This is a genomic window from Eubacterium sp. F2, assembly GCF_046244355.1.
Taxonomy (GTDB): Bacteria; Bacillota; Clostridia; order Peptostreptococcales; family Anaerovoracaceae; genus Aminicella.
In genome coordinates this window covers 336,555-349,438 of record NZ_CP176393.1, presented here as the reverse complement: position 1 = coordinate 349,438, position 12,884 = coordinate 336,555, and the positions used below count along the sequence as shown (strand labels likewise).

Here is a 12,884-nt window from a genome sequence, read left to right as displayed (position 1 = left end):
ACTCTGCGGCTGATACTGCAAAAATAATCGCGTCTGCGTTAAACTGAGTAATAGAGAATAAAATCGTGCGTGAAGGGCAGTGCTGCATCGCTTCTGCCTCTGACTCTGTCTGTGCTTATATCTGCGCACAGATCTGCCTTTGTGCAGCACAGGCGGAGGCGGGCCTGCACATGTGGAGAATGAGAAGAATCTGTAAAACTTCCATTCTCCGCCTCGTCTTCACAGATATATTGGAGGTAAAACAATGGAATTAGTAAGAGATTTGCCTGAAATTTTTGATGAATTCGGTGAAGCCAGAAGAAAGAACTTTCTCACAGTAAAGGAATACAAGGATAAGGGAATTCCGGTTGTCGGATCTTACTGCACCTATTTCCCGCAGGAAATCGCAATGGCTGCAGGTGCAGCGCCGATCTCCCTCTGCTCCATGTCCGATGAGCCGGTATCTGCGGCAGAAAAAGACCTGCCGTCCAATCTCTGCCCGCTGATCAAGTCCAGCTACGGATTTGCGAAGGAAGATAAATGTCCGTACTTCCACTTTTCCGATGTCGTTGTCGGCGAGACAACCTGCGACGGAAAGAAGAAAATGTACGAGCTGATGGGTAAATTTAAGAACATGTACCTGATGCAGCTCCCACAGGCCCAGGACGCCGATTCCTTCGAGCTCTGGAAGAAGGAAGTCCAGAAGATCAGAGATTATCTGGCAGACTTCCTCGGCGCAGACATCAGCGACGAGAAGCTGGAAGAAGCCATTCATCTGAAGAATGAAGAGCGTGAAGCCATGAGAAAATTCTCCGAGCTGATGATGTACGACCCGGCTCCGATGACCGGACTCGAGCTCTTCCAGGCTGTTTACGGAAGCACCTTCAAGTTCGACAAAAATCAGCTGATCAAGGATCTTGACGACCTGAGAGCCAAAGTTGAAGAGGAGTACAAGAACGGCCGCAATGTCGGAAAACGTCCGCGTATCGTCATCACCGGATGTCCAATGGGCGGCGACACACTGAAGGTTGTCCGCGCCGTAGAAGACAACGGCGGAGTCGTCGCAGCCTATGAGAACTGCTCAGGCTATAAGAATTTCGACCGCCTGGTTAAGGAAAACACCGGCGATCCGATCGGCGCCATCGCAGACCGCTATCTGCAGATCGGCTGCTCCGTCATGACTCCGAATGACAACCGCCTGGAACTGCTCGGGCGCCTGATCGACCAGTACCACGCAGACGGCGTCATCGACATGGAACTGTCCGCATGCCACACCTACGCCATCGAAACCGCAGCCATCCGCGACTTCTGCAATAACGAGAAAAACATTCCGTACCTCGCCGTCGAGACCGACTACTCCAAAGCCGACATCGGCCAGCTGAACACGAGAATTACAGCGTTCATTGAAATGCTGGACTAACCTTCACATGTCCGATTGGCGTGCGGAACGTCATATCTATCAATAAGACGAATGGTTCACAAGCCTGCAAGGCGAAGTTCGACCGGTAAGCGATGAGTCGTATATTCAGGTATTGATATCTAAAAATGCTGCTGCTTTAAGCGCATATGCGCTCAGGGCAGCAGTTTTTTTTTCTGTGCTCTGTTGCTGCCTCCTTTATTACGGAATCTCTGAAAAAACCGCGAAAGTGCTTCTATCAGCAGCTGACTGACGGAAACGGGGCAGCATAAAAAATAAGCTGCCGCACAAGTTCATCGTTTCATCATCTCATGCAGCAGCTTCTTATGTTACGTTTTTTTGATGCCAATGTCTCCTTCTACTCATCCAGGAAAGCCAGAATATCCGACACGACGTGGTCGTTTCCGGCTTCATGAAGAATTTCGTGGCGCATATCCGGGTAAATTTTTACACGCACGTCGCGGACACCGAGCCGGCGGTACATTTTCCCAAGTTCAATCGGTCCCTTGCCGTAATTTCCGACCGGGTCGTCGATGCCGGAGACGATCAGGATGGATTCGCGTTCCGAGATGCGGGACAGGTAAGGGCGGCGGTAGAGGTCATTGAGTCCCCGCATGAATTCACGGTACATGCCGCAGGTGTTGTGCGCACCGCAGTAAGGATCGGCAATATAGGCCTTTACATTATCCTCGTTATAAGAAAGCCAGTCGAGAGGAGTCTTCGGGCTGACGATTTTCTTCAGGTATCCGCCGACAGCCATTTTATTGATGAACTTGGATGGCTTGTCCCAGTTGTGGCCGTTTGTGGTCAGCGCAGACAGCATGTTTGCGACTGCGTAGGTTCCCCTTGCCGGACCGTTGGAGCCCATAATGACGGCCTTGTCCGCAGTTTCCGGGAAGTGCTCCAGATAAGCCTGAATGACGAAGGAACCCATAGAATGTCCGAACAGATAAACCGGAATTCCGCCGACACTGCATTCTGTAACCTTGCGGTGCATGGCCTTCAGCGTCATGTTCCACGCATCCTTCGGCCAGATTTCCTGCTTTTCCGCAGATTCGGCATTCACACCCTGACCGAAATGGTCAAAGAAATACACGGAATATCCATTCTCATTCAGAATCCGGCAGAAATCATCATATCTTTCTGCATATTCGTCCATGCCCGTGATTGCAACAATGAACGCCTTTGGAGATTCGACAGTCCAGCTGCAACCTTTCAGAGCATACTTTTTCGTAATCGGCACCTCAAAAATAGCCACGGCAACTCCTCCTATCAGTTTATTTCACAGTACTATTCTAGCACTGCAGATAAAGCATTGGCAATAGGATAGAAGTGTAAATTTCAGAATATTACTATCTTCTGCTTCTTTCAGAAGCGGTGCTGTCATTGGGGTTGTCGAAACTGATGTTGAGCGCGTCTGCCACGGCTTCAAGTATTCCGTTGCTGGAATATGCTGCACCACTGACCGTATCCACGTTTACGGACTGATTGGAAAGAATTTCATCGATGACCGTTGACTGCGCCTGATTGAAGAACTGATCGTCATCTTCATAAGATTCCACTGTGATGTCTGTAATTTTACCTTTTTTCACCGTGACTTTTACCCTGCTTGTTCCGCGGTAGCCGGTCTCGCTGCCTTCATAAGTTCCATCCTTGAACGTTCCCTTTATCGAACTGCCGGAAGATCCAGAGGACGAATCTGAAGAGGAACTGGAGGAGTCGGATGAATTTTCGGAGGAATCAGGTGACCCGGAGGAGTCGGAAGAAGGCGTCGGAAAAGGAAGTGAAATGGCGGTGATTGCGGAAGCCATCGACTCCGGCGAAATCAGTCTGCTGGAAGCAGAAACAGACGGGAGTATCCTTGACCAGTCGGGTTTTGCCGCAAAAATGAAATCCACTGCTAGAAAGAATCTGCTGAAAGATATTTTGAAAGAAGGTTCCGAAAGTGGTTCTGCCGGGGGTGTACTTTACGTCATGCAGAAATATAAGGGAACATACTATATCGCCTGCATGAAAAATGATGAGCTCAGGGGAAACTCAGACGATAACAAAAACGTGGAAGCGGACCTGATTCCGGACGTTGTAACGGATGCAATGAAGAGGTCTGTAACCGACCCAATACCAGACTCCGTAACAGACCGGAGTACGTACCGGACGACGTTCACTGTTACACTGCCTGTCGACAAATCAAACACGAGAAAAAACGTAGCCGAATCCCATAACCTATGATAAAATCAACATTAGAATAAAAAGTTGACAGGAGGGAAATTTATGGCATACCAATTTGATGAAAATGGTGTAATTGACAATGAAAGCCGCCCATGGGTTCCTTGGGACATGGTAAATGACTTTATGATCGATACCTTCCAGAAGGTTGGAGTTCCAAAGGAAGATGCAGAAATCTGCACGGATGTCCTTATGGAGAGCGACCGCCGCGGAATCGAGAGCCACGGCTGCAACCGTTTCAAGCCGATTTACATCGACAGAATTGATGCCGGAATTCTGAATCCGGTAACCGATCTGGAAATCGTAAAGGACACCCCGACAACCGTTGTCGCTGATGCGCATGACGGCATGGGTATGGTAGCGTCCTACCATGTTATGGAAATGCTGCTGGATAAAGCATCCAAGTACGGCCTGGCAATGGGTGCCATCCGCAATTCTTCCCACTACGGAATTGCAGGATACTGGACGACTATGGCAACGGATCAGGGCATGATCGGAATTACCGGCACCAACGCCCGTCCATCCATCGCGCCGACATTCGGAATCGATAACATGATGGGTACCAATCCGCTGACCTTCTCACTTCCGACCGATGAAGGCTTCCCGTTCATCCTGGACTGCGCAACCTCCATCACACAGCGCGGAAAGATTGAGTTCTTCGCAAGAAACGGCATGGATACACCGGCAGGCATGGTAATCGGAAGAGACGGAAAGGCCATGACCAACAGTGAAGAAATCCTGAAGGCCCTGACCGAGGGCAAGGCCGCTCTGGCTCCACTCGGCGGAATCGGAGAAGAACTTGCCGGCTACAAGGGATACGGATACGCTGCCGTCGTTGAAATCCTCAGCGCCGCACTGGCCAACGGCCTGTTCATGAAAGACCTGACCAACAAGAATCCGGACGGATCCAAGAGACCTTACCATCTGGGACACTTCTTCCTGGTCATCAATCCGGAGTTCTTCAGCGGCGAAGACGTCTTCAGAAAGAAGACTGGAGACATCCTCCGTGCACTGCGTAACTCCGCCAAGGCACCGGGCGAAACCCGCATCTTCACACCGGGTGAAAAAGCCCACCTCATCTGGGAGTACAGAAAGAACAGAGGCGTTCCGGTCGGCGAATCCGTTCAGAAAGAGTTCGTTGAACTGAGAGACCGCTTCGATCTGCCGTATAAATTCCCGTTTGAGAAATAAAATCGCGGTGTATATCAGGATGAGAAAACCAGCAGCTTGTATTTTGCAGGCTGCTGGTTTTATATCTTGAGTTATTCTGACCACGTCATAAAAAGAGGCCGGACAGCAGGTATTTCCTATCATGGACTTGAAATGACGACTGCTCTCAATATCTTGTGTCGCTCTCAGCCCTTTCTTGTGCTATTATTTTCCCATGCTGCAATTAAGAAATTCACTTTGAAAGACGTTTGTTTCAAACAGGCTGAGATTCCACAGAAAGCCCTTGGTAAAAATCGTGAAAACAGCTGCGTCGTACCAACGCAAAAATATTTTTGGTAAAATAGAATAATAATCATGATTGCTACCTAAATGTTGTTCGTAAATGAATACATGGCATGTTGTCTGACTGCAGCGATCTATAATTATACTTAAAAATGCATAGACTTTCTGCTGTGCATAAGGATTGCAGAGGAAAAATTGAGGTATGTGTTAAGATAGCAGAATATTCTTTTGCATGGCTAAGAAAAATGCTGGAAATCCTTCATTTTTTCCAACGAGATTACCCGGCGTGACAATAGGTAGTTGGTAAAAACTTGTGATTTCCATGAATCTTACTCAAAGCATACTGCATACTTGGTAATATGCGTAGCTTTAGCCGTTTCTTACCAAAATAATGGCCGGACAGCAGGTATTTTTGCTGCATAAAGAATGAATATAAAAAAAGCGTGGGTGAGCATTGTAAATGAGGGAGGCTTCGCATATAGTATACACAACACCTCGTGCCTCAGCTTTTATCGCAGCCTTCAACGTTGCCCTGATCACCGCTGCATGTTAGAATGAATTGGGTATATTGTATACATAAATGTCTGCTTATCTGCATTACTATAAAATAGTTTTTATGCCTATGTATAAAACATTCTATATATAATAAAAGCGGAAGCCGGTGTGCTGCTGCCTGCAGCACACCGGCTTCCTATCTCATCGATAACCAGCCTCACCGGCCAAGTTAGTTCTTCAGATCGTTCTCAATATCCCCGTAATATCTGTACACGGCTGTGTAACCATGGGAGAATTTGCTGGTCGGACGGATGTTGATCTCTTCGCCGCTGGAATCACCGGTTTTGCCGTCCCAGTCCCAGTGCGCGCCGACATCCATCTTGTTTCCGTCATAGATTTCAATGTGGTAGGACGGGTTGACCAGAATGTCTCCGCGCTTCAGCTGGCTGATGGAAGGCTTTTTTCCGTTGACTTTGACTTGTTTCCAGCCGTTCTGCTTCAGCAGTGTGACGACACCGCCGACGATTGGCGGTTTTTTGCAGGCTCTGACAAAATCATCACCCATGCCGCTGTGCGCCAGCGCTGCGGTTACAAATGACGCGCAGTCATAATCGAGACTTGCGCCGGAAACGGTGAAGGGGTCGAAGCGGTCGCTCTTCAGGGATGTGTAAACCCCCAGGCTGTAGCCGAAACGATTGTCGTTCGCAATGTCCTCTGCCCAGCGGACCATTGCCTCAACGCCGGTTCCCTCATCCGGAATCTCATCCAGAATGGAAACACTGACTGTGCTGTTTTCCGCAACCTTGCTGCCCGCCTTTGCGCTCTGGCGGACAACGTCCTTAAAATCATAAGAAGGATATTTGGACTTCAGTGTAGAAGCCGTTACAAAAGACGTGTTTCCGACGGAACTCTTCAGTCCTGCCTTTTTTAGTGCCTTTGCCGCGGAAGTCTTGGATTTTCCGACAACATTCGGAACCGTTACCTTCTTATATCCCGGAACCGTAACCTTTGCAGAACTGCTGACGCCATTGTGCGCGATTGCGTAAATCTGCGCCGTTCCTTTTTTCTTTGCGGTGACTTTTCCGGAGGAACTTACAGAAGCGACGCTGCTGTTGGAAGAGTACCAGCGGATTGGTGTCGTTTCAGACAGTTTTCCGTCAGCCGATGCCTTCAGCGTGGAAGAGTGGCGGATGTAAATCGTCGCTTTCTCCCTGCTCAGGGTGACCTTTGTCGCGTTATCAGAGTCTGAAGTCGTAGAAACGCTGACCGGAAGGGAATATGTGGAATAACTGCCGCCCTTAAATGCGCGGACTTTCAGGTACACGACCTTACCGGCATCCGCCGCGACTTCAGCACTCGTATCCTTGAAATTGCCGCCGGAACGCTTGTAACCGCTGTTCTTCTGATCGGAAACATAAACGCGGTAGTAAGACGCGCCGGAAGACGCATTCCAAGTCAGTTTAATCGTGCGCTGTGCCTGAGAGGACGTATCGTCACTGCTCTGGGCCTCCAGCTGGGCCTGCACCATTTGCACCTGCGCAGGCTTAGACGCCGCGTGCGCCTCCGGAGCCAGCGCCGCCATTCCCGACAGCGCCGTCAGACCACTCAGAGTGATCACCGCAGCCCTGCGGAACATTTTATGGTTAGAATCGCTTGTATTCATAAACATCATGAGTCTCCTGTATTCATTCGATTTATTCGACAAAATGAAAACAGCAAGGCAAAAAATGCTCTGCTGTGTCCTGGAAAATTATGTCCCTATTGTAGCACAGAAAAAGGAAAATGTGAAGGATTACTAAGATTTAGTTAAGATTTACTAAAGAAATTGTGCGTACAGACTGACAATTCCCATAGCACGACAAGCTGGCTGTCTTCTTGAACGTGAAATTTTGTCCGAAAACAATTAAAAGCACGGATAAGATATGTTATCATAATATAATCAATGAGCAGAAGGAGACTGAAATGAAGAAAAAGCCATTCATTACATTAGAAAAAGCGAAGGAAATCGCGGAGCAGTATCCGACTCCGTATTACGTCTATGACGAGGCAGGAATTCGCAGGAATGCGGAAAACGTCTATAAAGCATTCGCTTGGAATAAAGGCTTTCGGGAATATTTTGCCGTCAAAGCCACACCAAACCCGTTTATTCTGCAGATTCTGAGCGAGTACGGCTGTGGATGCGACTGCTCGTCCATGGCAGAGCTGATGCTGTCCGATGCCTGCGGAATCAAGGGGCATAAGATTATGTTCAGTTCCAACGACACGCCGGTGGAAGAGTATAGGTACGCCGACCAGCTCGGCGCCATTATCAACCTGGACGACCTGTCCGACGTGAAAATCCTGAAAGCCACGCTGGGCCACGTTCCGGAGACGATCTGCTGCCGCTACAATCCGGGCGGTGTCTTCAAGATGAGCAACGGCATCATGGATAATCCGGGAGACGCGAAATACGGCATGAGCGAGGAGCAGATGACCGAGGCCTTCCGCGAGCTGAAAGCCGGCGGGGCGAAGCATTTCGGCATCCACGCCTTCCTGGCCAGCAACACGGTGACGAACGACTACTACCCGCAGCTTGCCGAAGAGCTGTTTTCCCTGGCCGTCCGCCTGAAAAAGAAGCTGGACATCGACATCCGCTTCATCAACCTGTCCGGCGGCGTCGGCGTGGCCTACAAGCCAGACCAGACCCCGAACGACATCTTCAAGATCGGCGAGGGCGTGCACCAGGTTTACGACCGCATCTTCAAGCCGGAAGGCATGGACGACATCGCCATCTACACAGAAATGGGCCGCTTCATGCTGGGACCATACGGCGCACTGGTCACCAGAGCCGTCCATGAGAAGAAGACCTATAAGGACTACATCGGCTGCGATGCCTGCGCTTCCAACCTCATGCGTCCGATGATGTACGGCGCCTACCACCACATCACCGTCCTCGGCAAAGAAGATCTGCCAGATGACCACGTCTACGATGTGACCGGCGCACTCTGTGAAAACAGCGATAAATTCGCCATCGACCGGAAACTCCCGAAAATCGACCTCGGCGACTACCTCTACATCCACGACACCGGCGCCCACGGCCACTCCATGGGCTATCAGTACAACGGACGCCTCCGCTCCGCGGAAATCCTGCTTCACGAAGACGGGACATTCAGCATGATCCGCCGCGCAGAAACCACCAATGACTACTTCGCAACCCTTGATTTCTGCGACGTCGGGAAAAAGCTGCTGAGAAAGTAGCTGCGGAAGTAGCTGCGGAAAAAACGCAGTACACGATGCCGGGCAGGCTGAGAATTGCAGAATACCAGCTTTTATCAGGGGAAAAAGGTGAGAGCAGACAGGCGGCAGATTGGCCGAGAACTGCGGAATGCCGGTTTCAATGAGGCCGATGATGGTCAGAACTGCCGTGATTATACTGACGGCAGCTTGAAACTGAGAAGATGGAGAAATCAGAAGACCTCTGTAATGGTGCCTGAGCAGCGATCGACATGGAAATCCACAGGATTCCATGCCTGCTGGTGTATATAATTGTGGAATTGCAGGGACTGCCGCGCGATGAAATGGAATCGGCGCGGCAGTCCAGATTTCCGCCGGCCTGGCAGACCAGCTCGCCGCCGCAGAAAAGGCAGATCGATTTTTCCAAAAAGATGGCGGTGTGTGAGGAATTATTCTGGCTGCGGCGGAGCCGATAGTTTGATACCATAATCATGGTTTGAGGAGGTCTCAGAGAGAAACGATGGGTTTAGAATGTTACTCTCTGGGGTCTTTTCTTTTTGGAAAATGAAGTTCAGGTTTCTATGGACATTGTATCGGGCAGTTTCTGGACATGCAGGCGAATCAGATTATGGGCGTTTTATAGAGGTGAAACAACGAATAAACGGAAAAGGAAAAAGAGGAAAGAGCATGAATGTGTGTATACTGCATACGTAGGCGAGCTGGTCAATCGCCTGGTAAAGCACAGCAGCCAGCGATTATGGTGTATATGCTGCCTTGAATCGGTTGGCGATGACCCGCCGGCTAGTGACAAAAGGAACTTTCGTGATTTTTGTTTTCAAAAAGGCAAAAATAATAAATTATTCAACGGGGGGAAGGAGTTTTCACCGGCTGCGAGAAGTTTTTCTCTGCCCCGGCCAAATAAATGACTGCTGTTTGTTCGCCGAAATTATATGTAGTGTATATATTATTACAATTGTGCTAATTATGGTTGAAAGATACTGAATATTTTGTTTTATGTCGGACGAAAAGGATGGGGAATATCGATGATTTCCAATATTATTTCGTCATTTGTCCGCTCGGAGGCGCACAATTAAAATGCGCACATCATAAAACGTTGAGGAATCAAGATTACTTTATGATTCCAGAACAAATTTTCCCAAACTCCTCTCGGGCGTTTCGGAAATGCAGTAAAATCTGCAAATGGCAACGCCAAGCCTTCAGCTTAAAAATATAAAATGGTCTGTGCGGGGCTCGAACCCACGACATCCTGGTTGTGACCCAGGTGCTCTCCCAGCTGAGCTAACAGACCATACTGTATACACAGAAAACAGTATTTTACAAGCTGTACGGAAATTTTTCGTATTCCTTACCAGACCATTATAACACAGTATCCATAAAATAACAGGGTTTAATGGGAAATGCAGGCAGAGCGCCATAACCAGATACGGCCAGAGAAAGCCGCCGGAGCGGAAGTTATACGGCAGACTATCACCACTTTAAATCAGCAGCACTTTAATCTGCGAAAGCCGCAGAATCATCTCTATATCAGTAAAACAGCAATAACACCTCCATATCAGCTGTCACAATGATTTCCACGCAGCATCATCAGGAGGCCTCTGCCCGGACAAAAGAAAAACAGCCTTCAAACCGCGAAGCGGTTCAAAAGCTGCTAATAATTGGTGACCCGTATTGGACTTGAACCAATGACCTCCTGGTTGTCACCCAGACGCTCTCCCAGCTGAGCTAACGGATCAGAAATTATGAATGGTCTGCGCACAGAAGTGCGTCGTTATTAGATGAGTATAGCATAGGAAAATTGAAATTGCACGATGTATTTTAATTAGGACAATACAGATTACAATATCTGCTTCCCATGGGATTTGATTTCCATTTTGTATTTTCAGGTGTCCTGGATTTCACCGACTTGAACGTTCTGTCCGGGAGCCGCCTGCTTCAGCGTTCTATGGATCATCCCGGGATACTTTGTTCCTGATCACAAGGTTTATTGATCGAATCTTTCGCTGTCGTGAAAATTATATGAAAATATGCATATATTATTGTACTTCGATCAGTTGTGACTATAATATCACTTGAGAGAGACTTTCATACGCACAGGAGGTGTTCAACGATGTGCACAGCAGCAACATACACAGGAAAAGATCACTATTTTGGAAGAAATCTGGATCTGGAATATTCCTATAATGAGCAGGTCACCGTTATGCCACGGAGTTTTCCGCTGAAATTCCGCCACGCAGATACTCTGACCGAGCACTTTGCTATGATCGGCATGGCCTATGTGGTAGGCGGTTATCCGCTGTATTACGATGCAACCAATGAGTGCGGCCTTTCCATGGCCGGTCTGAACTTCCCGGGGAATGCAGATTACAAGCCCCTGGACGAGGACGCCGATGACGGCGTTGTAAATATTACATCCTTTGAATTCATTCCGTGGATCCTCAGCCAGTGCAGCGACGTGTTCGACGCAAGAGCCTATCTGGACCGCATCAACCTGATCGATGAGAATTTCAGCGATCAGCTGCCAAATTCACCGCTTCACTGGATCATTGCCGACCAGAAATGTTCGATTGTGGTTGAGTGTGTCAAGGATGGCCTGAAAGTGTACGACAACCCGGTCGGCGTCATGACCAATAACCCGACGTTCGATTACCAGCTGTTCAATCTGAATAACTACATGCAGGTATCAAAAGAACCGTCCCAGAATACCTTTGCGGATGGCCTGGAACTTGACCAGTACAGCCGCGGCATGGGCGGAATCGGCATCCCGGGTGACCTCTCATCCGCGTCGCGTTTTGTCAAAGTGGCATTTACCAAGATGAACTCCCTGCCGACAGACACAGAGTCCGCCAGCATCAGTCAGTTTTTCCATATTCTGGGCTCCGTCGACCAGCAGAAAGGCTGCGTCCACCTCGGCGGCGACAAGTACGAGTACACCATTTACTCCTCCTGCTGCAACATGGACCGCGGCATTTACTACTACACGACCTACGAGAATTCCCAGATTTCCGCTGTTGATATGAATAAGGAAGACCTCGATTCCGAACAGCTGATTACCTATCCGCTCATCGAGGGCCAGCAGATCCACTTCCAGAACTAGAAGGGACAAAAATCAAACGATGCAAGGAGCAAGCCGGAACAGCAGCACTGCTGTTCAAACGCAGAAACCGCAAAGAAGAGGAATAAAGACCATTAATGTTGAAAGATATTTCTTCTGGAAAATAGTGGGAAAATATGTCTATAAATTCCCGGATTCTGTGGTATAATATTTCACAGAGCAATTCGTCTCTTGATGGGGGAGCACGACTCAGCGCGTAAAGCGCTGAGTCGTGCTCCGTTGTTTTTGTCGAATAACACTAAAACGGATTAGGAAAATTGTGTGTGATGTGGTATATTAAAATTATTAGACAATGTTAAAACTGGAACAGGAAGGAAAAAATATGTTTATTACTTGCTTGGATTTAGAGGGTGTACTGGTGCCGGAAATCTGGATCGCGTTTGCGGAGGAGACGGGAATTCCGGAGTTTAAAAAGACGACTCGTGATGAGCCGGATTATGACGTACTGATGAAATACCGCCTGGACCTGCTGAAACAGCATCATCTGGGTCTGCCGCAGATTCAGGAGACAATTGCGAAAATTGATCCGATGGACGGCGCAAAGGAATTTCTGGACGAACTCCGTTCATTCTCGCAGGTGATCATTATCAGTGACACCTTCAAGGAGTTTGCGGCGCCGCTGATGAAGAAACTCGGCTATCCGACCCTCTTCTGCAACGAACTCGAGGTGGCGGACGACGGCGCGATCACCGGCTACAAGATGCGCATTGAGAACTCCAAACTCAGCACCGTCAAAGGTCTGCAGTCCATCGGCTTCGACACCATCGCCAGCGGCGACAGCTTCAACGACCTCGGCATGATCCGCGCAAGTAAGGCCGGCTTCCTGTTCCGGACAACCGACGAGATCAAGGCCGCAAATCCAGACGTGCAGGCAGTTGAAAGCTATGATGAGCTGATGGCCGGCATCAGAAAAGCGATGGCGGAGTAGACGGCAGCTGTTTTCTCTGTCGGGGGACAGCTGAAATTGCC

General features: G+C 49.0%; 9 protein-coding genes and 2 tRNA genes. 6 read left to right on the top strand and 5 right to left on the bottom strand.

Annotated elements, in window-relative coordinates; translation table 11 throughout:
• Nucleotides 1–244 precede the first annotated feature (244 nt).
• The gene (locus tag ACI77B_RS01375; protein ID WP_409337033.1) at nucleotides 245–1,399 is read left to right on the top strand and encodes a double-cubane-cluster-containing anaerobic reductase; all 1,155 of its coding nucleotides are present in this window, start codon (nucleotides 245–247) and stop codon (nucleotides 1,397–1,399) included.
• Between the two features lie 355 nt (nucleotides 1,400–1,754).
• Here the strand turns inward: ACI77B_RS01375 and ACI77B_RS01370 are convergent, their stop codons facing one another.
• Both ACI77B_RS01370 and ACI77B_RS01365 read right to left on the bottom strand, forming a co-directional pair.
• A complete protein-coding gene (locus tag ACI77B_RS01370) occupies nucleotides 1,755–2,654 on the bottom strand; it encodes an alpha/beta fold hydrolase (protein WP_409337032.1) in 900 nt (299 codons plus the stop codon).
• A gap of 94 nt (nucleotides 2,655–2,748) precedes the next feature.
• Nucleotides 2,749–3,066, bottom strand: coding sequence for an FMN-binding protein (locus ACI77B_RS01365; protein ID WP_409337681.1), 318 nt, complete (start codon nucleotides 3,064–3,066; stop codon nucleotides 2,749–2,751).
• Here ACI77B_RS01365 and ACI77B_RS01360 point away from each other — a divergent pair.
• Nucleotides 3,050–3,625: a hypothetical protein gene (locus tag ACI77B_RS01360; RefSeq protein ID WP_409337737.1), complete on the top strand. Its 576-nt coding sequence runs from the start codon at nucleotides 3,050–3,052 to the stop codon at nucleotides 3,623–3,625. The two genes, ACI77B_RS01365 and ACI77B_RS01360, sit on opposite strands and share 17 nt — an antisense overlap.
• 42 nt (nucleotides 3,626–3,667) lie before the next feature.
• A complete protein-coding gene (locus ACI77B_RS01355; protein WP_409337031.1) occupies nucleotides 3,668–4,813 on the top strand; it encodes an Ldh family oxidoreductase in 1,146 nt (381 codons plus the stop codon).
• Between the two features lie 985 nt (nucleotides 4,814–5,798).
• Here the strand turns inward: ACI77B_RS01355 and ACI77B_RS01350 are convergent.
• On the bottom strand, nucleotides 5,799–7,232 hold the full coding sequence (locus ACI77B_RS01350; RefSeq protein ID WP_409337030.1) for a PASTA domain-containing protein: 1,434 nt from the start codon (nucleotides 7,230–7,232) through the stop codon (nucleotides 5,799–5,801).
• A 299-nt stretch (nucleotides 7,233–7,531) separates the two neighbouring features.
• Here ACI77B_RS01350 and ACI77B_RS01345 point away from each other — a divergent pair, with 299 nt between their 5' ends.
• Entirely contained in the window at nucleotides 7,532–8,806 is a 1,275-nt protein-coding gene (locus ACI77B_RS01345) for a diaminopimelate decarboxylase (RefSeq protein ID WP_409337029.1), read from the top strand.
• 1,212 nt (nucleotides 8,807–10,018) lie between these two features.
• Here the strand turns inward: ACI77B_RS01345 and ACI77B_RS01340 are convergent.
• Together ACI77B_RS01340 and ACI77B_RS01335 are read right to left on the bottom strand one after the other, a co-directional pair.
• Nucleotides 10,019–10,091, bottom strand: a tRNA-Val gene (locus ACI77B_RS01340).
• Between the two features lie 368 nt (nucleotides 10,092–10,459).
• A tRNA-Val gene (locus ACI77B_RS01335) sits at nucleotides 10,460–10,535 on the bottom strand.
• 375 nt (nucleotides 10,536–10,910) lie between these two features.
• On the opposite strand from ACI77B_RS01335, the gene bsh reads away from it, so the two are divergent.
• The gene (bsh, locus tag ACI77B_RS01330) at nucleotides 10,911–11,897 is read left to right on the top strand and encodes a choloylglycine hydrolase (protein ID WP_409337028.1); all 987 of its coding nucleotides are present in this window, start codon (nucleotides 10,911–10,913) and stop codon (nucleotides 11,895–11,897) included.
• Nucleotides 11,898–12,237: 340 nt separating this feature from the next.
• Nucleotides 12,238–12,843 carry a bifunctional phosphoserine phosphatase/homoserine phosphotransferase ThrH gene (gene thrH / locus ACI77B_RS01325; protein ID WP_409337027.1) on the top strand — a complete coding sequence of 202 codons (606 nt, stop codon included), beginning with the start codon at nucleotides 12,238–12,240 and terminating at the stop codon, nucleotides 12,841–12,843.
• Nucleotides 12,844–12,884 lie beyond the last annotated feature (41 nt).